Origin of the sequence: Promicromonospora sp. NPDC090134 (assembly GCF_044746965.1) — a bacterium.
GTDB lineage: Bacteria > Actinomycetota > Actinomycetes > Actinomycetales > Cellulomonadaceae > Promicromonospora.
In genome coordinates this window covers 45,149-66,523 of record NZ_JBIVCZ010000008.1, presented here as the reverse complement: position 1 = coordinate 66,523, position 21,375 = coordinate 45,149, and the positions used below count along the sequence as shown (strand labels likewise).

Here is a 21,375-nt window from a genome sequence, read left to right as displayed (position 1 = left end):
GCCCACGGCCCGCCCTGACCCTCCCCGTCACGGGCTCCGGCTACGTCACATCCGCCGGCCGCGCAGGAACGTGTCACCCTCCAGACCCGTCTGGCCGCGCGTGGAGGCGAGCTGCCACGGCACGGAGGCCACCACGACGCCGGGCGTGAACAGCAGGCTGCCCTTGAGGCGCAGCGCCGACTGGTTGTGCAGCAGCTGCTCCCACCAGTGCCCCACCACGTACTCGGGGATGTACACGATCACCAGGTCGCGCGGGGACTCGCGGTGCACGGACCGCACGTACTTGACCACCGGGCGGGTGATCTCGCGGAACGGCGAGTCGAGGATGCGCAGCGGCACGGGCAGGTCGAGGGCCTCCCACTCGGCGGTGAGCTTCTCGGCGTCCTCGCGGTCCACGCCCACGCTGACGGCCTCGAGCGTGCTCGGGCGCGCGGCGCGCGCGTAGGCCAGGGCGCGCATGGTCGGTTTGTGCACCTTGGAGACCAGCACGACGGCGTGCACGCGGCTCGGCAGCGCCCGCGCCGCGGAGACGTCGTCGAGCGCCAGCTCGTCGCGCACGCGGTCGTAGTGCTTGCGGATCGACCGCATGAGCACGAACAGCACGGCCATCGCCAGCAGGGCGATCCAGGCGCCGTGCGTGAACTTGGTGAGCAGCACGATGATCAGCACGATGCCGGTCAGCCCGAACCCGACGCCGTTGACCAGGCGCGAGCGCTTGTACCGGCTGCGCACCGCGGGATTGGGCTCGGTGCGCAGCTCGCGCGTCCAGTGCCGCAGCATGCCGAGCTGGGACAGCGTGAACGAGACGAACACGCCCACGATGTAGAGCTGGATGAGGCGGGTGACCTCGGCGTCGAACGCCACGATGAGGACGATCGCCGCGACGGCGAGCGTGATGATGCCGTTGGAGAACGCGAGCCGGTCGCCGCGGGTGTGCAGCTGGCGGGGCAGGTAGCCGTCGCGGCCGAGGATCGAGCCCAGCACGGGGAACCCGTTGAACGCCGTGTTCGCGGCGAGCACCAGGATCAGGCCCGTGACGGCGGAGACCGCGTAGAAGGCCGGCGGGAAGCCCGAGAAGATGGCCTCGGCGAGCTGGCCGATCACGGGGATCTGCACGTACTGGTCCGAGACGGGCTCGCCGTTCAGCGTGAGCTGGCTGTGCGGGTCCTCCGCGAACTGGACGCCGGTGGCCTGGGCCAGCAGGAGGATCGACATGATCATCGTCGCGGAGATGGTGCCGAGCAGCAGCAGCGTGGTCGCGGCGTTACGTGACTTGGGCTTGCGGAACGCGGGCACGCCGTTGCTGATGGCCTCCACGCCGGTCAGCGCGGCACAGCCGGACGCGAAGGCGCGGGCCAGCAGGAACGCGCCCGCGATGCCGACCAGACCCTGGTCGAACGCGGCCTCGGCGGACAGCTCGAACTCCGCGCTCTGCGCCTGCGGCAGCGTGCCGGAGAAGAACCGGAAAGCGCCGGTGACGATGAGCGCACCGATGATCGCCATGTAGCAGTAGGTCGGGATGGCGAACGCCGTGCCCGACTCCTTGACGCCGCGCAGGTTAACCAGCGTGAGCAGCACCACCGCGATGACCGCGGCGAGCGCCTCGTGGCCGCGCAGCCCGGGGATGGCCGCGGACGCGTACTGGGCGGCGGACGAGATCGACACGGCCACCGTCAGCACGTAGTCCACCAGCAGCGCGGAGGCGACGCCGATGCCGGCCGAGGGGCCGAGGTTGGTGGTGGCGACCTCGTAGTCGCCACCACCGGACGGGTAGGCGTGCACGTTCTGCCGGTACGACGCCACCACGATGAGCAGCACCACGACAACTACAAGGCCGACCCATGGGGAGAACGCCAGCGCGGCGATACCCGCCAGTGACAGGGTCAGGAGGATCTCGTCCGGGGCGTACGCCACCGACGAGAGCGCGTCCGATGCGAACACCGGCAGCGCGATGCGTTTGGGCAGCAGCGTGTGCCCCAGGCTCTCGCTGCGCATGGGGCGGCCGACGAGAAGTCGTTTGGCCGCATCGACGATGTCCGACACGTTGGATGACTCTATGCCCGTCGATGGCCTCCAGCGCACCCAGGGCCCTCGCGGCGCGGTAGCGTTCCGTCCGTGCACTTCGTCATCATGGGTTGCGGCCGGGTCGGCTCGAGCCTCGCGCAGGAGATCGAGGGCCGCGGGCACTCCGTGGCCGTCATCGACCAGAACCCGGACGCGTTCCGGCGCCTGCCCGCGGACTTCTCCGGCAAGAAGGTCACCGGGGTCGGCTTCGACCGGGACACCCTGGTCCAGGCCGGGATCGAGGACACCTACGGGTTCGCCGCCGTGTCCGACGGCGACAACTCCAACATCCTGTCCGCGCGCGTGGTCCGCGAGACCTATGGCGTGGACAACGTGGTGGCCCGCATCTACGACCCGCACCGCGCGGAGATCTACCAGCGTCTCGGCATCCCGACGGTCGCCACCGTGCGCTGGACCGCCGACCAGGTGCTGCGCCGCATGCTGCCGCTGGGCTTCACGGACGAGTACCGCGACCCGTCCGGCACGGTGCGGCTGGCGCAGATCGACTACCACCGGCGCTGGGTGGGCCGGCCCGTGCTGGGCATCGAGGCCGCCACGGGGGCGCGGGTCGCGTTCGTGACCCGCTACACCTCGGCCGTCCTGCCCACCCCCGACGTCGTGCTCCAGGAGAACGACGTGCTCCACCTGCTCATGGCGGCCGACCGGTCCGCCGACGTCGAGCGCATCCTCACCGCCGCACCGATCGCCGAGGAGGACTGATGCGCGTCGTCATCGCCGGGGCCGGCTCCGTGGGCCGCTCGATCGCCCGGGAGCTGCTGAGCCACGAGCACGAGGTCACCCTGATCGACAAGAACCCCGCGGCCATGCGGGTCTCGCAGGTCCCCGAGGCGGAGTGGGTGCTGGCCGACGCGTGCGAGCTGCCCGCCCTCGAGGCCTCCGAGCTGGAGCAGGCCGACGTCGTGGTGGGCGCCACCGGCGACGACAAGGTGAATCTCGTGTTCTCCCTGCTGGGCAAGACGGAGTTCGGGGTGCCGCGCACGGTCGCGCGCGTGAACAACCCGAAGAACGAGTGGATGTTCGACCAGTCCTGGGGCGTGGACGTCGCGGTCTCGACCCCGCGCATCATGACGGCGATGGTCGAGGAGGCCGTGGCCGTCGGCGACCTGGTGAAGATCTTCAGCTTCAGCCACTCGCGCGCCGACATCCTGGAGCTGACGCTGCCCGCCGACTCCCGGGTCGCCGGGACGCGCGTGGGCCAGGTCGTGTGGCCGGCGGACGTCACGCTCTCGACGATCGTGCGTGACGGCCGCCCGCTGGTGCCGAGCCCGGACGACACCCTGGAGGCCGGCGACGAGCTGCTGCTGGTCGCCGGCTCGGACGCCGACACGGACGCGCTGCAGAAGCTGCTGGTCCCGAAGGGCTGAGGCTCAGGCCGCGGCCGGGGCCTTCGGCCGGCGCACGACGTACCAGGTCAGGTACAGCACCAGCGCCCAGAGCGGCACGCCGAGCAGCAGGTGGAACGTGCCCAGCCAGGCGACGTCGCCCGCGAAGTAGAGCGGCGTCTTGACCGCGAGGCGCAGGGCGAACAGCCCCACCCAGAGCCAGGTGGCGATCGTGTACATGCGCATCTTGGCCGGGTCGTCCCGCCAGGCGGTCAGCGCGGCGAACGCCGAGGGCTGGTCGTCGGTGCGGTTGGCCTCGGCCTTGACGGCCTCCGGCGTCAGGCCGGCGCGCAGCGCCTCCACCACGTAGCCGACGGCGGGCCGGCGCGCGAGGATCGTGCCGAGCAGCACCACGAGGTAGCCGGCGTTGAGCAGCAGGCCGCCCGCGTAGTAGTCCTCCGCGTCGCCGGACGTCCAGGCCCAGACCACGCCGACGGCGATGCCGAGCAGGCCGCCCAGCGCCTGGGTGACCGGCGTGCGCTGCACGAGGCGCGCCACGACGAGCACCAGCGCGGCCACGACGGACGCGATCAGCGGGACGGTCAGGTCGTTGGTGATCACGAACGCGACCACGAACACCAGGCCGGGCAGCACCGCCTCGACCAGGCCGCGCACGCCGCCGACGGCCTGCGCGGCCGAGAACTCGTCACCGGTGAGGGCACGCATGCCGCGCGCGGGGGTCTCTGCGGGCTGTGCCGCGGACTGCGCCACGGGCTGCTCCGGGGGCACGTCAGGACGTGCGGGATCGCTCATGGGGGCTATTGTGCCTCGCCCGGTCGGGGCCGGAGCTCGTAGCGCGGGTTGAACATGGTGCGCCGCCCGTCGACGTCGCAGACCATGCCCTCGACCCGGATCCGGCGGCCCGGCTCGATGCCCTCGATGGTGCGGCGGCCGAGCCATACGAGGTCGAGGGCGCCGGAGCCGTCGAACAGCTCCGCCTCCAGGGTCGGCACGCCCTCGCGCGGGCGCAGCACGACCGAGCGCAGCACGCCCGCGACCTTGCCCCGGGAGCGGGTGGGCACGGACGTGACCGCCGCACAGCCGACGTTCTTGGAGGCGTCCGCGCGTTCCGCGGTGTCGCTGACCTCCTCGTTCGAGGCCAGCGTCGCCGCGATGCGGGAGGCGAGTGCCGAACGGAGCCCCATCAGTGGTTCACCTCGTCAGCCGATCTGGGTGATCTCGGGTCCGCGACGCAACGGGTTGAAGTCCGACATCTGCGGTGTGGCGCCCTGCGGACCGGCCTGCTCCTGCGCCGGCTGTGCACCATCCTTGCGCGCCGACTTCGGCAGCGCCAGGGGCAGCAGGTCGCGCGGCGGGCGCGGGCTCTGGTCCCGCACCACGACGATGTTCGCGAACACGGACTCCAGCGGCTTGGCCGCCTCGGCGTCCAGCGCCGCCCGTCCCGCGAGCACGCCGCGGATGAACCAGCGGGGCCCGTCCACGCCCACGAACCGCGCCGGGCGCTGGCCGGGCTGCCCGTCCGGGCCCGTCACGGGCATGCGCACCAGCAGCTCGCGGCCGAACACGCCGGGCACGTCGTCCACGATGCCGCCCTGCCCGCTCACGGACTGCGCGATCTCGTGCCGGATCTCGTCCCAGATGCCCTCGGTGCGCGGCGCGGCGAACGCCTGGATCTGGAGGTTGGACCCCTCCAGCGCGGCCGTCACCCCGGTGACCTTCTGCGTCTTCTTGTCGATCTCCATGCGGAGCTCGAGACCGGGCATCACCGGCAGCCAGATGGCGCCGAGGTCGACGCGAGGGCCCATCTCGTCCACCTGGGACCGGTCGAAGGGTCCGTGGGGCCGCTTCTGCTGCTCGGCCTCCACCGACGCCCACTCGACCGAGGCGGGCTCATCCGCCGTACCTCGTCGGCTGAACAGACCCACAGCCACACTCCTTCGTCGTTCGTCGATTGCTCGCCTCACCCAGGCGCACCCATTACTGCGCCGGGCGGCGTTATCCGCTCGTTACTTACAGCCTAGACCTGTCCGGCGCCGAACTGGACACGCGTTCAGCGCCCGGCGAAACCGCCGCTGGAGCCGAAGCCGCCGTCGCCCCGGTGCGAACCGGGCAGGGTCTGCGCGGGCACGAACCGCGCGCGCTCGACCTTCTGGATCACGAGCTGCGCCACCCGGTCGCCCCGGACCAGCTTCACGGCCTGCGTCGTGTCGGTGTTGAGCAGCGTGACCTTGATCTCGCCGCGGTAGCCCGCGTCCACGGTGCCCGGCGCGTTCACGATGGTCACGCCGTGCTTCGTCGCGAGGCCCGAGCGGGGGTGCACGAACGCCGCGTACCCGTCCGGCAGCGCGATCGAGACCCCGGTGGGCACCAGCACCCGCCCCTGCGGCGGGATCTCGACGTCGACCGTGGTCACCAGGTCGGCGCCGGCGTCGCCGGGATGCGCGTAGGAGGGGACGGGAACGTCGTCCAGGAGGCGGATGAGCACGTCGACCGTGCTGCCGTCGTGAGCTGGCTCAGGGGTGGGCACGCCGGAAGAGTACGCCACCTGGGCCCGCGCCGCCGCAAGAGTGCCGGGGCAGTGCCGGGGGCTGGGATGATGTGTCCATGACGGCGACCACCCTCACCTTCCACGAGCGTCTTCTCCCCGGTCCCGGTGGCTGGCTCGGCACGGTCGGTCTGGGCGCCATCGCGGCGATCGCGCTGTGGCCCGTGCACGCGGCCGCGGCGGTCGCCGTCGGGCTGCTGGTGTGCGTCGGGTCGGCGGTCGCCCTGGCCGTGACGTCACCCGTCGTCGAGGTGTCCGACGGCGTCCTGCGCGCCGGGAGCGCCCGGATCCCGGTCGCGCTGCTGGGCGCGGCCCAGGCCCTGGACGTGGCCGCCATGCGGCACGAGCTGGGCCCCGGCCTGGACGCGCGCGCCTACGTCTGCCTGCGCGCGTGGGCGCGGACCGGGGTGCGGGTCGCGCTCGACGACCCGGCCGACCCCACCCCCTACTGGCTGGTCTCCACACGCCGCCCGGAGCTGCTGGTCAAGGCCTTGGCCGGCTAGCCCGCCCGGGCCCGGACACGACGAAGGCTGCCATGCGCCGCATGACAGCCCGGTCGTGTCGTCAGTGCCGAAGGCCTGGTGGATCAGGCGGCGCACTCCGTGCAGATCATCTGGCCGGCCTTCTCGTAGGCCAGCTGGCTGCGGTGGTGCACCAGGAAGCAGCTCGAACACGTGAACTCGTCCGCCTGACGCGGCAGCACCCGTACAGCGAGCTCCTCGCCCGACAGGTCGGCGCCCGGGAGCTCGAAGCCCTCGGCCGCTTCTGTCTCGTCCTCGTCCACAACGCCCGAGGACTTGTCAGAACGACGTGCCTGCAGCTCCTGGATCGAGTCCTGCTCGACATCCTCGTCGTTCTTACGCGGGGCGTCGTAGTCAGTTGCCATGTGGTTGTTCTCCGTCGGTAGGTGGTCGCGCCGGAAGGGTTCGGGACATCCGGGGTTCGACGCCGCCCCGGCCGGGACACCGCAAGCACCGTCGAACAGCGACCGCAAGCGGGTGTACGCGCAGATAATGCACACGGCCCCGGTTTTGTTCCCGAGTCGGCCCACGGATTGTGCACCATTTCTGTCAGGCGCGCTACATCTACCGGTGTAACCCCGGTCACGTACGCTCTGACCTGCGACAACGACCCGTTTTCGGCCTTTTGACCCTGGTCAACGGTGACCGCTCTTGCACGGGTGTGTCATAAAAAAGATCACCCGCCGACGGCGCTCCCGGCACCGTCGGCGTCCGCCGCCTCGAGGATCCCGGCGAGCTCCGCCACGAGCTCCCGGGGACCCGCGACGGTCATCGCGTTCCCGGCGGGCAGGCCCCGCAGACCCGTCACCACGGCGCCCGCCTCGGTGGCCACGATCACGCCCGCCGCCATGTCCCACGGGTTCAGGCCGCGCTCGTAGTACAGGTCGAGCGAGCCGTCCGCGAGCAGGCACAGGTCGATCGCGGCGGAGCCGAGCCGCCGGATGTCCCGGATCCGGGGCAGCACCTGCGCCAGGACCTGGGCCTGCTCGGCCCGGCGCGCGGCGTCGTACCCGAAGCCCGTGCCCACCAGGGACGTGCTCAGGGACGCCGGCGCGCCCGCGCGGACGGGAGCGCCGTCGCGCGTGGCGCCCTCGCCCAGCCCGGCCGACCAGGTCCGCCCGTCGGCGACGCTGTGCACGCACCCGGCCAGCACGGTCCATGACGCGGGCTCCGGCGGACCCGCCACGACGGCCACCGACACGGCCCAGGACGCCACCCCGTACAGGTAGTTCACCGTGCCGTCGATCGGGTCGAGCACCCAGGTCAGCCCGCTGGTGCCGGGCACGTCGTCGCCCTCCTCGCCCAGGATCGCGTCGTCCGGGCGCTCCGCCGCGATCATCTCGCGCAGCAGCTCCTCCGAGGCGCGGTCCATGACCGTGACGGGGTCCACGTCGCTCGACTTGGTCGCGGCGACCTCGACCCGCTCCGGTCTGCCCTCCCGCACGAGGGTCCCGGCCGCCGTCGCGAGGCGGACGGCGAGGTCGCGGAGGGAGGTGACGGTGACGCCGTCGGGCAGCTCGTGCGATGCGGGTGAGATCACGCGCCCATCCTGCCGCACCCGCCGGCGGGCTACGATCCGGCGGCACACCGACGCGCCTGCGCCGCGCCGCCCCCGCTCGGTGGCAGGCTCGGCACACAGGACTACCCCGGGAGGACTGGCATGGACGAGCTGGAGCTGGTGAGGCTGCACGAGGACGGTGAACGCCTCGTCCTCGCCGCACGCGACGGCACCCGGAGCACCCTGCCGATCACCGACGCCCTGCGCGCCGCCCTCCGGGGTGACCGTCCGCGCATGGAGTCGATCCGCGCCCAGGAGGAGTCCACCCTGCGGCCGCGCGAGATCCAGGCGCGCCTGCGCGCGGGCGAGACGTGCGAGGCCCTCGCCGAGGCCTCGGGCCTGCCCGTGGAGCACGTGCGGCGCTTCGAGTACCCCGTCATCTCCGAGCGCGAGCACGCGATCTCCCGCGTGCGCGCCAAGGCCGTGCTGAACGACGACGACACCGCCACCACGCTCGGCGAGGTCGCCGACGAGCGCCTGCGCTCGCGCGGCGTGCGGCCCGACGACGCGCGGTGGACCGCCACCCGGGAGGGCACCCACCCCTGGATCGTCCAGGTCGAGTTCACCGCGGGCGAGCGGCCGCGCGAGGCCCGCTGGTCCCTCGAGCCGCGCGGCGGCTTCGTCACGGCGCTCGACGACGAGGCCCGCTGGCTCGGCCTCCCCGAGGACGACGAGGGCCCGGCCCTCGCCGGCGTCGCCACCCTGCCGCCGCAGCGGCTCGGCCCGCGCGGCTCGCGGCCGGCCCCGCCCGAGCCCGACGACACGGACCTGCTGCTGGACAACCTCTCCGAGCGGCGCGGCCAGCGCCCCTCGCGGCGCTCCGCGCCCGACGTCGGGCCGCCCGACCTGCTGGAGCTCGACCACCTGGACGGCGGGCCGGCGGGCCCGGGCTCGGCGGCGAGCCCGGACGAGCCGGACGAGTCCGCGCCGGAGCCGGCTGCGGCCGTCGTCGACATCGGCGCGCGCCGGGGCGGGTCCCGCCCCAGGATGCCGTCCGTCAAGGTGCCGGACTCCCCCGCCGACCTCGAGTGGGAGGGGCCGAGCCAGTGGGAGATCCCGGGGCCCGTGCCGGCCACGCCCCCGCCGTCGGACCAGGAGGAGAGGCCCGCGCCGGAACCCGAGCCCGCCGCGGCCCCGGAGCCGGCGAACGTGCCCGACAAGGAGCCGGCGGCAGCCAAGCGTCCCGCGCCCAAGCGCGGCCGCAAGTCGCGCGCGCAGGTGCCGAGCTGGGACGAGATCGTGTTCGGCTCGCGCCCGGAGGTCTAGTGCCGGGGTCCGGCTAGCCCCAGAGGGACTCGTCCGCCGACCGGCGGCGCGCGGTGAGCGCCGTCATGCGGCGCATGTGGTGGCGGCGGCACAGCACCTCGTACGCGACCTCGGCGAGGCCGACGTCGCCGATCACCACCTGCTCCCCCTCGGTGACCATGATCCCGTCCACGGTGCGCGCGTTGTGCGTGGCGCGCGCGCCGCACCAGCACAGCGACTGCACCTGGAGCAGCTCGACGCGGTCGGCGAGCTCGATGAGGCGCGCCGAGCCGGGGAAGAGCCGCGTGCGGAAGTCGGTCGTGATGCCGAAGGCGAAGATGTCGATCTCCGTCTCGTCCACCAGCCGGGCGAGCTGCTCCACCTGCGCGGGCGAGTAGAACTGCGCCTCGTCGCACACCAGGTAGTCGACGGCCTCGCCGCCCGCGCGGCGGCCGCCGATCTCGACCCAGAAGTCGGTGTCGTCGGTCACCTCGACGGCCGCGACCTCCAGGCCCAGCCTGCTGGAGACCCGGTCGGCACCCGCCCGGTCGCCCCGGCTGAAGATGAGCCCCTCACGCCCGCGGGCGCGGAAGTTGTGGTCGGTCTGCAGGGCGAGGGTGGACTTGCCGGAGTCCATGGTCCCGGAGAAGAAGACGAGCTGGGCCACGAGAGCTTCCTAGGAGAGGGCGGTCAGGAACGGCACGAGCATCTCGTGCGGCGTGAGGGAGCCGTGCACGCCGGGCAGCGCCCGCGCGTTCGCGGAGTGCACCCGGGAGTCGACGACGGTGGCGGCGCCGGTCATCGCCACCACGACGTCCCCGATCGCGGGCAGCACGTGCTCGGCGACCGGCCCGAACCAGCCGTCGGCCACGGCCTGCTCCCGCGGCACGACCAGGGCGTGCTCCCCGAGCCGCTCGGCCCACCGGGCCACCACGTCGGCCGGGTCGGTGCCGGGCTCGGTGTAGACGTGCAGGGCGCGCGGCTCGCCGCCCACCATGGCCACGCCGGGGTGCAGGGCCGGGTCGGTCGCGACGTCCCACTGGGTGGTCAGGTCGGCCGTGATCTGGCCGTGGTCGGCCGTGACCAGCACCAGGGTGCCGCGCGGCACGCTGCGCAGCAGGCGGCGCAGCTCCCGGTCGGTGGCCTCCAGCGCGTCGCCCCACTGCCAGGAGTCCCAGCCGAACCCGTGGCCGGTCTTGTCGACGTCGCCCTGGTACAGGTACACCAGGCTCTGCCCCGTGCCCGCCGGGTCGAAGGGCCGGCGCAGCGCCGCGACGGTGGCGTCCACGCGCTGCTCGAACGTCTCGGCGGCCACGTGCACGGGGCCGCGCAGCGCGGCCTGGCTCATGCCGGAACCCGCGAACTTCCGCGGGCCGGGGGCCACCACCCGCGTGCCGGCGGCGGCGAGCGTCTCCAGGACCGTGGGCTCGCGCTGCACGTCGGCGGGGTCGCCGAGGTCGCGCCACTGCACCACCGCGGCCAGCTTGCCGGTGTCCGGGTTGAGCTGCGTGTAGCCGAGCATCCCCGTGCGGCCCGGCGCGGTGCCGGTGCCGAGGATGCTCAGGCCGGCGGCCGTCGTCGACGGGAAGCTGGAGGTGAGCGTGGCGGCGGCCTCGCCCCGCTCGCGCAGGAGGCCGCGCAGGAACGGCGCGTGACCGCCGCGCTCGGCGAGGTTGCGGGCACCGAGCCCGTCCACCAGCACGACGACGACGCGGTCGACGTCGGGCAGGCCGAGGGCCGCGCGGCAGCCGGCCGCCGTCAGGCCCGTGGCCGTGGTGAGGTCGTGCCCCAGCGCGCCCGCGGCGGCGGGCAGCACGGCGGCGAGGCTGGTCGTGTCGTAGGACGGCGCGACCAGGCCCTCGGGCAGGTGCGGTGCGCTCACGCAGACGTGGCCCGGGACAGCGCCCGGGCGAAGTCGACGGCCGCCCGGACGGCGGCGTCGCCCTCGGCCTCGCCGGAGACGCGGACCACCACGTCGTCGGGCGTCACCTGGCCGGTCAGGCCGTGGTCGGCCGTGCAGTTCGGGTCCACGCAGGAGGCCGGCTCCAGGTCGACGCGGGAGACCGCGCCCCAGCCGACGGCGAGCGTGACCTCGCGCGTGGCCCCGCGCTGCGGGTACTGCGCCGGGTCCGCGATCACGTGGGTCAGCGCCACGGAGCGGATCTCGCGCACCGGCACCACCTCGGTGGTGGCGGACGCCGAGCCGGACCGGGCCGGGTCCTCCCCCGTGTGGTCGTCGACGTGCGCGGTGACCAGGCGGGTCGGGGTCAGCACCAGGACCGTGAGGTGGCGGCGCACCTCCGAGTCGAAGGTGGTCTCGGCCTGCACGAGGTGGGCCACCACCTCCTCGCCGGCCAGGGCCACGTCGAGCACGTCCGCGACGAGCTCCGGGTAGTAGCCGGCCCGGTGCAGGTGGGCGGTCAGGTCGTCACGGGCATCGGTAGGGGCATGGGGCACGAGGGGAATCATCCCATGAGAGGGGCTCTCGCCGTTAGCCCGGCAGCGCCCTGCGCAGGGCGTCCGTCCGGCGTTCGGCGGGGCGCAGCCGGATCGTCGCGTGCAGCACGGAGGCGCCGCGCTCCGCGACGGCCACGGGGTACAGCTCCACGGACGCGAGCTCGGGCAGGTCCTCGGCCATGACCGAGACGCGGGCCAGCACGTCCTCCAGCGCCGCGACGTCGGCGGCGGGCGCGCCCTGGTACCCGAACAGGCGGGGCGCGGCGCGCACGCCCCGCACCATCCGGGCCACGTCCACGTCGGTCAGCGGCGGTACACCGTGGGTCACGTCGTCGAGCAGGTCGACGGCGTCGCCCGCCACGCCGAACGAGACCACGGGCCCGAACAGCTCGTCCTCCACGGACCGCACCACGCACGCCACGCCCGTGGGCGCCATGGCCTGCACCTCCAGCACCGGGTCGGGTGCGGGCAGCAGGGCGGAGGCCGCGGCGAGCATGCGCTCGGCGTCCTCCGTCAGGTCCTCGGCGTCGGCGATGTCGAGGCGCACGCCGCCCAGGTCGGCGCGGTGCCGCAGCGCGGGCGAGGCGATCTTGAGCGCCACCGGCCAGCCCAGCTCCTGCGCGGCGGCCACCGCCTCCTGCGGCGTGCGCACGCTGCGGGAGCCCCACAGGCTCAGGCCGTAGCAGGCGAGGAGCTCGGTCGCCGCCTCCTGGTCCAGGACCGTGCCCTCGGGGTGCCGGACGAGCAGCGACTCGACGAGGGTGCGCGCCTGGGTGCGGGCCACGCCGTCGGACACGCCCTCCCGCAGGGCCGGGCGGACCGGGCTGCCGTGGTCCTGGGTGCGCCACCGCGCGTAGCGCACCACCTCGCCGAGGGCCCAGACGGCGTCCTCGGGCGTGGAGAAGGCGGGCAGGCGCACCTCGCGCCCGTCGTGGCTCGCCGCGAGCTCGTCGGGCATGCCGTGCAGGCCCAGCGCGCTGACCACGGTGGTGCGGCCCGTGCGGGCGGCGGCCTCCGCCACGGCGCGGGCCATCGCGCCGGTGCGCGGCAGCACCACGGGCACGGAGACCATGACGACGGCGTCGCACGCGTCCGGCGCGTAGAGGGCGTCGACGGCGGCGGCGATCTCGTCGTCGGGCGCCCCCGCCGACAGCGACTCCGGCGGCCCGACGGCGGTCAGGCCCGCCGCCGCGACGGCGTCGGCCACGAGCGCGGCGAGCGACGGCGAGCCGGCGAGGATGCCCACCCGGCCGCCCGCCGGGAGCGGCTGGTGCGCCAGCACCTGCGCGACGTCCATGAGCTGGTGCGTGTTCTCCGCGCGGATCACGCCGGACTGCCGCAGCACCTCGTCGAGCATGCGGCGCGGGGCGCGCGTGGCGCGCACGGTGTGCCCGGGCGGCACCACGCTGCCGTGCCGCCCGGCCACGACCACGACGACGGGCTTGACCAGCGCGAGGCGGCGGGCGATGCGCGAGAACTTGCGCGGGTTGCCGAGCGTCTCCAGGTACAGGCACACGACGTCGGTGTGCGGGTCGTCCTGCCAGTACTGCATGACGTCGTTGCCCGACACGTCCGCCCGGTGCCCCGCGGAGACCAGCGTGGACAGGCCCAGGCCGCGCCGCTTGACCGTCTCCGCGGCGGTGACGGCGGTCGGCGCGCTCTGGCTGAACAGGCCCACGCGACCCGGGCGCGGGGCGGTCAGGGCCAGGCTCGCGCGCAGGCGCGCGCCCGGCACGTTGGTGAGCAGGCCATAGCTCGCCGGACCCACGACGCGCATGCCCTCGCCGTGCGCGGTGCGCAGCAGCTCGCGGCGGCGGGCCAGGCCGGCGGGCCCGGCCTCGGCCCAGCCCGCCGAGAGCACGACGACGCCGTGGGCACCCGTGCCGCGCAGGCGGCGGACGGCGTCGATCACCTCGTCGGGCGGGGCGGCGACGACGGCGAGGTCGACACCGCCGTTGCCGCCGTCGCCACCGTTGCCGTCGCTGCCGCCGTTGCCGTCGTTGCCGTCAGGGGCGAGGTCCGCCCAGGTCACGTCGTCGCCGAGCACCAGGAGCTCGGTGTCGCCGGGGTCGGCGGCGTGGGCCTCGCGGACGCGGGCGACGAGCAGCTCGTCTATGGTGGTGTCGCCGGCGGACCGGCCGGTGCCCGCGGGGCCGACCAGGAGCACCCGCCGCGCCGAGAGCAGGCCCTGCATGGAGCGGGCCTCGGTGCGGTGCTCGCGGTCGGCCATCACCTCGCGGGACCGGTCCGTGGGGTCGAGGTCGACCGAGACGGTCACCACGCCGTCGTCCAGGTGCTGCTCGACGTCGTAGCCCGCCTCGCGGAACACGCCCAGCATGGCGCGGTTCTGGGGCAGCACCTCGGCGATGAACCGGTGCACGCCCCGCTCGCGCGCCGCCGCGGCGATGTGCTCCAGCAGGACCGAGCCCAGGCCCTGGCCCTGGAGCGCGTCCGCGATGTTGAACGCGACCTCGGCGGTGCGGCGCCCCGGCTGGTCGTCGGTCACGTCGTAGCGCGTGACGCCGACGATGTCCTCGCGGCTCGCGCCGTCGTCGTCCGTACCCGGCCGGACCGCGACGAGCGCGGCCCGGCGCACGTGGTCCACCGTGACGAGCTGGGTGAGCAGCCGCTCCGGGATGCGCTGCAGCGCGGCGAAGAACCGCAGGTAGGTGGAGCGCTCGGACTGGGCCATCTGGAAGCGCTGGAGCGCGTCGGCGTCCTCGGGCCGGATGGGGCGCACGTGCGCGGTCGAGCCGTCGCGCAGCACCACGTCGGCCTCCCACTCGACCGGGTAGCCGGTCGCGTAGGGCGAGCGCACCGTGCCCACCTTCCGGTCGGCCCGTTCTGGCTGGTCCACGGGACAAGGCTAACGACCCCGCCGGAGGTGCCGCCGTACGGGCGTCAGCCCGCTGGTCAGCCCATCGGTCAACCCACCGGTCAACCCACCGGTCAACCCACCGGTCAACCCACCGGTCAACCCACCAGGACCATGCCTACGAGCAGCATCACGGCGAAGCCCACGAGCACGAGGCGCTGGCGCCGGTTGGGGCCCGACGCCGTCAGGATCGCCGCGACCGCGGGACCCGCCGCGAGCAGCAGCCACGCGCCGGCCGACGGCGCCACGTTCGCGGCGACGGCGGCGACCGCGACGACCACCAGGCCGTGCACCACGCCGAGCCCGACCCGCATGGCGACCACGATGTGCAGCACCGCCGCGAGGATCGCCAGGCCGGCCCACATGGTGATGCCCTGCTCCAGGCAGCCCCACTCCTGCTGGGCGCAGCGCCAGGACTGCATCCACCACGTGACCAGGGCGCCGAGCACCAGGACGGGCACCACGCTGAGCCCGACCACGCCGTAGGCGAGGCCGATCCGGGCCAGCCAGCCCGGGACGGTCGTCGACCTGCTGAGCAGCGGCAATTCGGGCATACCTGAATACTGCCAGGTAGGACGAGGTCTGTGCACACGGCTCCGCGATGACCTGGTGAGACGTCCGTGAAGAGGCTCCTGTGCGCCGGGGCGTGTGCGGGGCCTGGAGTGTCGGTGGCGCGGGGTACGGTTTGCCTGTCCCCGTCCAGCCCCAGAGCCCAGGAGCCCCACGAACCATGGCGCGCAAGCCGTCGCAGCCGCTCGACGAGAGCGAGATCCACGAGAAGGTCGTGGACATCGACGTCGCCTCGGAGATGGAGGCCTCGTTCCTCGAGTACGCCTACTCCGTCATCTACTCGCGGGCGCTCCCCGATGCGCGTGACGGCCTCAAGCCGGTGCAGCGCCGCATCCTGTACATGATGTCGGACATGGGCCTGCGGCCCGACCGCGCGCACGTGAAGTCGTCGCGCGTGGTGGGTGAGGTCATGGGAAAGCTGCACCCCCACGGTGACGCCCCGATCTACGACGCGCTCGTGCGCCTGGCGCAGGACTTCTCGCTGCGGCTCCCGCTCGTGGACGGGCACGGCAACTTCGGCTCGCTCGACGACGGCCCCGCCGCCCCCCGGTACACCGAGGCGCGGCTGGCGGCGCCGTCGATGGCGATGACCACGGGCCTGGACGAGAACGTCGTGGACTTCGTGCCGAACTACGACAACAAGCTCACCCAGCCCGAGGTGCTGCCCGCCGCGATCCCGAACCTGCTGGTCAACGGTGCGTCCGGCATCGCCGTCGGCATGGCCACGAACATGGCGCCGCACAACCTCGTCGAGGTCGTCTCGGCGGCACAGCACCTGATCAAGAACCCCGAGGCCACGCTGGAGGACCTGCAGCGGTTCGTGCCCGGGCCGGACCTGCCCACGGGCGGCAAGATCGTCGGGCTGGAGGGCGTGCGCGACGGCTACCGCACCGGCCGCGGCAGCTTCCGCACCCGCGCCACCGCGCGGATCGAGAACGTCACCCCGCGTCGCAAGGGCATCGTCGTCACCGAGCTGCCGTACCTGGTGGGCCCGGAGAAGGTGATCGAGAAGATCGCCGACGGCGTCAAGGCCAAGCGCATCCAGGGCGTCACCAACGTCCAGGACCTCACCGACCGCACGCACGGGCTGCGCCTCGTGATCGAGGTCAAGACCGGCTTCGACCCGGACGCCGTGCTGGAGCAGCTCTACCGCGTCACGCCGCTCGAGGACTCGTTCGGCATCAACAACGTGGCCCTGGTCGACGGTCAGCCGCGCACGCTCGGCCTGCTCGAGATGCTGCGGGTCTGGGTGGACCACCGCATCCTGGTGGTCCGGCGCCGCTCGCAGCACCGCCTGGACAAGCGCCTGGAGCGCCTGCACCTCGTGGACGGCCTGCTCGTCGCGATCGTCGACATCGACGAGGTCATCCAGGTCATCCGCTCGTCCGACGACGCCGCCATCGCGCGCGACCGGCTGCGCGAGATCTTCGACCTGTCCGAGCCGCAGGCCTCCTACATCCTCGACCTGCAGCTGCGCCGCCTGACCAAGTTCTCCCGCATCGAGCTGGAGAAGGAGGCCGAGGAGCTGCGCCGCGAGATCGCGGAGCTGGAGCAGATCCTCGGTGACGAGAAGCTGCTGCGCCGCCTCGTGAGCACCGAGATGGGCGAGGTGGCCAAGACCTATGGCACGCCGCGCCGCACCGTGCTGCTCGACGCCGCGGGCGGGTCCGTCGGCTCGGTGGCCGTGGCCCCCGCGAACGGGCGCAAGAAGAACGTCGAGCCGATCGACCTGCAGATCAAGGACCAGCCCACCCGCGTGGTGCTGTCGGCCACCGGCCTGCTGGCCCGGCTCCCCGACGACGTCCCGGTGCCGCGGGACGGCAACCGCGCCGCGCACGACGCCCTGCGGGGCGACGCCGCGGCGTCCACCCGCGGCGTCGTGGGCCTGGTGACGTCCGCCGGGCGGATGCTGCGCATCTCCGTGCTCGACCTGCCCTCGCTCCCGCCGACGGATGGCGCACCCTCGCTGTCGGGCGGCATCCCGGTCAGCGAGCTCGTGGAGCTGGAGCGCGGCGAGAGCGTGCTGGCCGTGACGGGGCTCGGCGCCGACGCGCCGACCGTCGCCGTCGGGACGGCGACGGGCATCGTCAAGCGGGTCGCGCCGTCCGACGCCCCGGCCAAGGGCGACGAGTGGCCCGTCATCGCGCTCAAGGACGGCGACACCGTGGTCGGTGCGGCCGTCGTGGCCGACGACGACGAGCTGGTCTTCGTGGCCGACGACACCTCGCTGCTGCACTTCCCCGCCTCGTCCGTGCGCCCGCAGGGCCGCGCGGCCGGCGGCATGGCGGGCATCAAGCTCGCCGAGGGCGGGCGGGCCGTGTTCTTCGGCGCGGTCCCGGCCGGGGTCGACGCGACCGTGGTGACGATTGCCGGCGCGGGTGACGCACTGCCGGGCATCGAGCCGGGCGCGGGCAAGGTGACGCCGTTCGCGCTGTACCCGGGCAAGGGCCGCGCGACCGGCGGCGTCCGGTCGCAGCGGCTCCTGAAGGGTGAGGACGGCCTCATCCTGGCCTGGGTCGGCGCCACTCCCCCACGCGCGCTCGGCGCCGGAGGCCAGCCCGTCGACCTGCCCGAGGTGGACCAGCGCCGGGACGGCTCCGGGACGCCGATCGCGGTGCCGGTCGCGGTCATCGGGTGATCTCGGGAAAGTAGCGGGGTGGGAGGTGTCGATTCCGGCGCGGCTCGCCCGTCCAAGGCGTGTCAACATCCCACGAACGAGGAGCACGTCATGACCGACACCTGGGTCTTCCTGATCCGCGAGAACGACTGGGACTCGGACGCCTACCTCCCGGAGAACCTGAGCGGGCGCAACCGCCAGGAGCTCTCCGAGGACATGGCCGCCCACGAACGCTTCAGCGAGGCCGTGGCCGCCCTGGGCGTGAAGATCACCGGCGGCGACGCGCTGCAGAACGCGAAGTACGGCGGGTTCGTCGCCCTCGGCAAGGACGGCGACGAGCCCGTCTACACCGACGCGCCGTTCACCGACACCAACGAGGTGATCACGGGCTTCTACCGGGCCGAGTGCGACGAGGCCACCGCGCGCAAGATCGCGGCGCTCGTCCCGAGCGGCAACGTGGTCGAGTGGCGCAAGGTGATGAACTTCGGTTCCTGACCGACGACCCCCCGACCGGTGATCGATCCCGCGGCGTTCCGCACCGCCTGGCCCCAGGTGGTGCGGTCGCTCGCGGTGACCACACGCAGCCTGGACCACGGCGAGGAGTACGCCGCCGAGGCCTTCGCGCGCGCCGCGGCGCAGCCCGACGGCGCGATCGACGACCTGGTGGGCTGGTGCGTGCAGGTCGGCCGGCGCACCTGGTTCGACGCGCTGCGCCACCAGGGTGTGTTCGAACGGATCCAGCCCCAGCTCGCTCGCCCGGAGGTGGCCGACGTGAACACGCCGCACGCCCCGGGCGACGAGCTGGACGACCGCCTCGCGCTGCTGTTCGTCGCCTGCGACGACGCGCTCGCGCCCGGCGCACAGCTCGTGCTGGCGATGCGCGTGGTCTGCGGGCTCACGATCCGGCAGATCGCGGGGCACCTCGGCATCGCCGAGGCGACCGCGGCCGCCCGGCTCACCCGCGCCAAGTCGGCGCTGGCCCGGGCGCGCGGCGAGTTCGCCGTGCCCGACCCGCCCGCGCGTGCGGCTCGGCTGCCCGTGGTGCTCGCCTGCGTGGCCGGCCTGTTCACCGTGGGCCAGCGAGAGGAGCTGCAGCCCGCGGACGCGACACAGGATCCGGCGCGTGACGCGCTGACGCTCGCCGAGGCACTGGTCGCGGAGTACCCGGACCACCCCGAGGTGCTCGGCCTGCGCGCGGTCTGCCGGCTCGGCCTGGCCCGGCGACCAGGTCGGGTGCGTGACGGCGTGGCGCTCCCCCTCGACGAGGTGGACCGGTCGGCGTGGGACCGGCGGTTGCTGCGCGCCGGGCTCGACGACGCCGCGACCGCGCTCACGTGGTCGACGTCACCCGATGCTCCCGGTCCGCCCGGCCGCTTCGTGCTGGAAGCCGCGATCTCCGGCGTGCACGCCACGGCGCCCGACGCCGCCGGCACGGACTGGCCACGACTGGCCCAGCTCTACGACGCGCTCGCGGACACCTGGCCGTCCCCGGCAACGCGGGTCGCCCGGCTGGTGGTGCTCGGCCGGCTGGCGCTGCGCGACGGCGGAGACCTCGTCCCGGTCGAGCGCGAGCTCGAGGCCTTGGTCGCGGACGGCCCGCCGTACGCCGCGCGCGACGCAAGCCTCACGCTCGCCGACCTGGCCCGCCGCACCGGCCGCGCCGACGAGGCGGCCGGCCGGTACCGCGAGCTGCTCGACGTGGTGCCCGAGGGCCCGCTGCGCGAGTTCTGCCGCCGACACGCGGGGTGACGTGGGTCAGGACGGCGGGTGGCCGGCGCGGCAGGCGTCGGCCGGTCAGGGACCGCAGCGTGAGGTCGTAGCTCGAGTCGGGTCGACGTCGTCGAGCTCCACATGGGTGTCCAGCACCGTCGGCGGGCGCCTGTGTACGCGGCCTGACGGCGAGGTCCAGGTCGTCACGCCGCTGCCGGCGTCCCGGACGACGCCCCATCCTCCGTGCGTCTTCAACAGGTGATGCCGTCGGCACAGGGGTTGCAGGTTGTCGGCGCGGGTCTGCCCGGGTGTGTCGAGCGGCAGCACCGAGCGGTCGAGATCATGGTCGAAGGGCACGATGTGGTCCAGGTCGTCCCGGTCCGCAGGATGCTCGCAGTGCGGAAACGCGCAGGTTCGATCCCGGGCCACCACCGCTTGTCGCAGCACCGTGCCCGGCCGGTACGACGTGGTGGAACAGTCGGTCAGGACCCCCGTCAACGGGTCGGTGACCAGACGCTGCCAGGTCGCGTCAGCGGCGATCCGGCCCGCCAGGTCCGCAGTGACGGGCCCGAAGCCGTCCAGCTCTCCGGGTGCGTCGTCCAGCCCCAGCAGCGCGGTGGCCGGGACCGTGACCCGCACGATCGGCCGGGTCGGGGTGACCCGCACGACCTGGACCGGGGCCCTACCGCCGCACACGCAGTCGTGCGCGCCGGGGGCGGAGCCGTTGGAACCAAGGGCGCCAGGAGCGGTCTGCTCGCCGGCCTCCGCGAACCGGTCGGCGGGCAGCAGGCGGCCGGTCACGATGCCGGTCAGGCAGTCGGCGCGGAGCTGACCCAGGTCGCGGTCCTCACCCGTGGTGCGCTGGAGCTGGTGCGCCATGTCGTCGATGACGTTCCACACTGCCGTGGCATCGGCGGCCGGCAGGTACGCGGACAGCCAGCCCATGTCGTTCTCCGCCCGGTCGAGCTGGACATTGCGGCGCCGTGCGGCGATCTGAGCTGTCTCTGCGGATCCGTGCCGCGACTTCGCGAACGCCAGCAGCTTCGACCGCAGCCAGCGCCAGGTACGGAACGGCGCCTGCGGCAGGTAGCGCGCGATCGCCTCGGCGCGTTCCTCGGGCGTGAGCTGCGCGGCGGACCGCAGCAACGTGTGCGCCTTCCGCACGTCGATCTGGCCGGCGGTCAGCGCTGTGATCACCGTGGGATGGTCGACACCGGACTCGCCCCGCACCACGACCTCCGAGGCTTCCGTCCCGGTGACCACCAGCTCGCCCGTCACCTGCGCGACCAGGGAGCTGTGCGCCAGCGGGCTGGTCTCCCTGCCGGCCCGCTCGCCCACCGTCCGGGCCTGCAGGCCGGCGGCCCAGGACTGCAGCCGACCGCACGCGACCACCAGGTCGCCCAGCGCGTCGTCCGGCAGGTCGGACAGCAGCCCTGCGTCCGGGTCCGTGGCCTCCGCGACCACCCGCGCCAGCTCCGCGCCCACCGCGCCGGTCAGTGCGGCCCGCAGCCGGTCGACCGGCCAGGCCGATACCGGCACGGCGTCAGGCGTCCAGGCCGGCAGTCCTTCCGCCACGACCGGCCCCGAGGAGGTCTGGTCGTCCAGGAGCGCACGGCCCATCGTCCTGTACTTCCGCCCGTCGTCCATGTCACCACCCCCTTGATCCACACCATACCCATGCGCTTCAACGCTGCGGACGCTTGTTCGATCTTAGCCATCCGCACGCTCGCCCGCTCGTCTTCTGCCGGCCGCGTAGAGGCCTGCGCAAAGCGTCGCCACCGCGTACCGGGCGCTCGTCAGCCGATCGGCAGCATCCGGAACCCGAAATCCCCTCAGCCGATGTCGGTGT

20 protein-coding genes are annotated in these 21,375 nt (G+C 73.7%); 7 read left to right on the top strand and 13 right to left on the bottom strand.

Annotation, left to right across the window (positions count from 1 at the left end):
• Nucleotides 1–45 precede the first annotated feature (45 nt).
• Nucleotides 46–2,043 (bottom strand): APC family permease, encoded by a 1,998-nt coding sequence (locus tag ACIPN7_RS20770; RefSeq protein WP_400546597.1) that lies wholly within the window; start codon nucleotides 2,041–2,043, stop codon nucleotides 46–48.
• 87 nt (nucleotides 2,044–2,130) lie between these two features.
• On the opposite strand from ACIPN7_RS20770, the gene ACIPN7_RS20765 reads away from it, so the two are divergent.
• Nucleotides 2,131–2,784 carry a potassium channel family protein gene (locus ACIPN7_RS20765; RefSeq protein WP_400547216.1) on the top strand — a complete coding sequence of 218 codons (654 nt, stop codon included), beginning with the start codon at nucleotides 2,131–2,133 and terminating at the stop codon, nucleotides 2,782–2,784.
• Nucleotides 2,784–3,449: a TrkA family potassium uptake protein gene (locus ACIPN7_RS20760; RefSeq protein WP_285103589.1), complete on the top strand. Its 666-nt coding sequence runs from the start codon at nucleotides 2,784–2,786 to the stop codon at nucleotides 3,447–3,449. Before ACIPN7_RS20765 ends, ACIPN7_RS20760 begins: the two co-directional genes overlap by 1 nt.
• 3 nt (nucleotides 3,450–3,452) lie before the next feature.
• On the opposite strand, the gene ACIPN7_RS20755 is transcribed toward ACIPN7_RS20760, so the two are convergent.
• The 4 genes from ACIPN7_RS20755 to dut all read right to left on the bottom strand — a co-directional run bounded on the left by ACIPN7_RS20755 (nucleotide 3,453) and on the right by dut (nucleotide 5,955).
• On the bottom strand, nucleotides 3,453–4,133 hold the full coding sequence (locus ACIPN7_RS20755) for a DUF3159 domain-containing protein (protein ID WP_400547213.1): 681 nt from the start codon (nucleotides 4,131–4,133) through the stop codon (nucleotides 3,453–3,455).
• A gap of 92 nt (nucleotides 4,134–4,225) precedes the next feature.
• A complete protein-coding gene (locus ACIPN7_RS20750; RefSeq protein ID WP_400546594.1) occupies nucleotides 4,226–4,612 on the bottom strand; it encodes an OB-fold nucleic acid binding domain-containing protein in 387 nt (128 codons plus the stop codon).
• 15 nt (nucleotides 4,613–4,627) lie between these two features.
• Nucleotides 4,628–5,353, bottom strand: coding sequence for a DUF3710 domain-containing protein (locus ACIPN7_RS20745; protein WP_400546591.1), 726 nt, complete (start codon nucleotides 5,351–5,353; stop codon nucleotides 4,628–4,630).
• Nucleotides 5,354–5,478: 125 nt separating this feature from the next.
• Nucleotides 5,479–5,955, bottom strand: coding sequence for a dUTP diphosphatase (gene dut, locus ACIPN7_RS20740; protein WP_397396741.1), 477 nt, complete (start codon nucleotides 5,953–5,955; stop codon nucleotides 5,479–5,481).
• Nucleotides 5,956–6,032: 77 nt separating this feature from the next.
• On the opposite strand from dut, the gene ACIPN7_RS20735 reads away from it, so the two are divergent.
• Nucleotides 6,033–6,476 carry a DUF3093 domain-containing protein gene (locus ACIPN7_RS20735; protein ID WP_400546588.1) on the top strand — a complete coding sequence of 148 codons (444 nt, stop codon included), beginning with the start codon at nucleotides 6,033–6,035 and terminating at the stop codon, nucleotides 6,474–6,476.
• An 83-nt stretch (nucleotides 6,477–6,559) separates the two neighbouring features.
• Here the strand turns inward: ACIPN7_RS20735 and ACIPN7_RS20730 are convergent, their stop codons facing one another.
• Together ACIPN7_RS20730 and ACIPN7_RS20725 are read right to left on the bottom strand one after the other, a co-directional pair.
• Complete coding sequence (locus tag ACIPN7_RS20730) at nucleotides 6,560–6,859, bottom strand: DUF4193 domain-containing protein (RefSeq protein WP_020014531.1); 300 nt, start codon at nucleotides 6,857–6,859, stop codon at nucleotides 6,560–6,562.
• Nucleotides 6,860–7,170: 311 nt separating this feature from the next.
• The gene (locus ACIPN7_RS20725) at nucleotides 7,171–8,034 is read right to left on the bottom strand and encodes an inositol monophosphatase family protein (RefSeq protein WP_400546585.1); all 864 of its coding nucleotides are present in this window, start codon (nucleotides 8,032–8,034) and stop codon (nucleotides 7,171–7,173) included.
• A 120-nt stretch (nucleotides 8,035–8,154) separates the two neighbouring features.
• Here ACIPN7_RS20725 and sepH point away from each other — a divergent pair, with 120 nt between their 5' ends.
• Nucleotides 8,155–9,318 (top strand): septation protein SepH, encoded by a 1,164-nt coding sequence (sepH, locus tag ACIPN7_RS20720; protein WP_400546582.1) that lies wholly within the window; start codon nucleotides 8,155–8,157, stop codon nucleotides 9,316–9,318.
• A 13-nt stretch (nucleotides 9,319–9,331) separates the two neighbouring features.
• Here sepH and ACIPN7_RS20715 read toward each other — a convergent pair whose 3' ends face one another.
• From ACIPN7_RS20715 to ACIPN7_RS20695, 5 genes are all read right to left on the bottom strand, one after another.
• Entirely contained in the window at nucleotides 9,332–9,964 is a 633-nt protein-coding gene (locus tag ACIPN7_RS20715) for a thymidine kinase (RefSeq protein WP_400546579.1), read from the bottom strand.
• A gap of 9 nt (nucleotides 9,965–9,973) precedes the next feature.
• Nucleotides 9,974–11,179, bottom strand: a complete 1,206-nt coding sequence (locus ACIPN7_RS20710) for an alkaline phosphatase family protein (protein ID WP_400546576.1) — start codon at nucleotides 11,177–11,179, stop codon at nucleotides 9,974–9,976.
• Entirely contained in the window at nucleotides 11,176–11,754 is a 579-nt protein-coding gene (locus tag ACIPN7_RS20705; protein WP_357476849.1) for a DUF5998 family protein, read from the bottom strand. The genes ACIPN7_RS20710 and ACIPN7_RS20705 overlap by 4 nt, the downstream gene beginning before the upstream one ends.
• Before the next feature lie 34 nt (nucleotides 11,755–11,788).
• The gene (locus ACIPN7_RS20700) at nucleotides 11,789–14,611 is read right to left on the bottom strand and encodes a GNAT family N-acetyltransferase (RefSeq protein ID WP_400546573.1); all 2,823 of its coding nucleotides are present in this window, start codon (nucleotides 14,609–14,611) and stop codon (nucleotides 11,789–11,791) included.
• 116 nt (nucleotides 14,612–14,727) lie between these two features.
• Nucleotides 14,728–15,183 (bottom strand): hypothetical protein, encoded by a 456-nt coding sequence (locus ACIPN7_RS20695; RefSeq protein WP_400546570.1) that lies wholly within the window; start codon nucleotides 15,181–15,183, stop codon nucleotides 14,728–14,730.
• Nucleotides 15,184–15,359: 176 nt separating this feature from the next.
• Here ACIPN7_RS20695 and ACIPN7_RS20690 point away from each other — a divergent pair, with 176 nt between their 5' ends.
• The 3 genes from ACIPN7_RS20690 to ACIPN7_RS20680 all read left to right on the top strand — a co-directional run bounded on the left by ACIPN7_RS20690 (nucleotide 15,360) and on the right by ACIPN7_RS20680 (nucleotide 19,565).
• Nucleotides 15,360–17,837 (top strand): DNA topoisomerase (ATP-hydrolyzing) subunit A, encoded by a 2,478-nt coding sequence (locus ACIPN7_RS20690; RefSeq protein WP_400546567.1) that lies wholly within the window; start codon nucleotides 15,360–15,362, stop codon nucleotides 17,835–17,837.
• A 90-nt stretch (nucleotides 17,838–17,927) separates the two neighbouring features.
• Nucleotides 17,928–18,311: a YciI family protein gene (locus tag ACIPN7_RS20685; protein WP_400546564.1), complete on the top strand. Its 384-nt coding sequence runs from the start codon at nucleotides 17,928–17,930 to the stop codon at nucleotides 18,309–18,311.
• Nucleotides 18,312–18,329: 18 nt separating this feature from the next.
• Nucleotides 18,330–19,565, top strand: coding sequence for a DUF6596 domain-containing protein (locus ACIPN7_RS20680; RefSeq protein WP_400546561.1), 1,236 nt, complete (start codon nucleotides 18,330–18,332; stop codon nucleotides 19,563–19,565).
• A gap of 45 nt (nucleotides 19,566–19,610) precedes the next feature.
• Here the strand turns inward: ACIPN7_RS20680 and ACIPN7_RS20675 are convergent, their stop codons facing one another.
• Nucleotides 19,611–21,173 (bottom strand): HNH endonuclease, encoded by a 1,563-nt coding sequence (locus ACIPN7_RS20675; protein WP_400546558.1) that lies wholly within the window; start codon nucleotides 21,171–21,173, stop codon nucleotides 19,611–19,613.
• Nucleotides 21,174–21,375: the final 202 nt, after the last annotated feature.

What these genes read in the sequence shown, in the direction of transcription:
- ACIPN7_RS20685 (WP_400546564.1), top strand. Translation starts at nt 17,928, where the DNA reads ATGACCGACACCTGGGTCTTCCTGATCCGCGAGAACGACTGGGACTCG.
- ACIPN7_RS20765 (WP_400547216.1), top strand. Translation starts at nt 2,131, where the DNA reads ATGGGTTGCGGCCGGGTCGGCTCGAGCCTCGCGCAGGAGATCGAGGGC.
- ACIPN7_RS20750 (WP_400546594.1), bottom strand. Translation starts at nt 4,612, where the DNA reads ATGGGGCTCCGTTCGGCACTCGCCTCCCGCATCGCGGCGACGCTGGCC.
- ACIPN7_RS20695 (WP_400546570.1), bottom strand. Translation starts at nt 15,183, where the DNA reads ATGCCCGAATTGCCGCTGCTCAGCAGGTCGACGACCGTCCCGGGCTGG.
- ACIPN7_RS20760 (WP_285103589.1), top strand. Translation starts at nt 2,784, where the DNA reads ATGCGCGTCGTCATCGCCGGGGCCGGCTCCGTGGGCCGCTCGATCGCC.
- ACIPN7_RS20690 (WP_400546567.1), top strand. Translation starts at nt 15,360, where the DNA reads ATGGCGCGCAAGCCGTCGCAGCCGCTCGACGAGAGCGAGATCCACGAG.
- ACIPN7_RS20755 (WP_400547213.1), bottom strand. Translation starts at nt 4,133, where the DNA reads ATGCGTGCCCTCACCGGTGACGAGTTCTCGGCCGCGCAGGCCGTCGGC.
- ACIPN7_RS20730 (WP_020014531.1), bottom strand. Translation starts at nt 6,859, where the DNA reads ATGGCAACTGACTACGACGCCCCGCGTAAGAACGACGAGGATGTCGAG.
- ACIPN7_RS20735 (WP_400546588.1), top strand. Translation starts at nt 6,033, where the DNA reads ATGACGGCGACCACCCTCACCTTCCACGAGCGTCTTCTCCCCGGTCCC.
- sepH (WP_400546582.1), top strand. Translation starts at nt 8,155, where the DNA reads ATGGACGAGCTGGAGCTGGTGAGGCTGCACGAGGACGGTGAACGCCTC.
- ACIPN7_RS20675 (WP_400546558.1), bottom strand. Translation starts at nt 21,173, where the DNA reads ATGGACGACGGGCGGAAGTACAGGACGATGGGCCGTGCGCTCCTGGAC.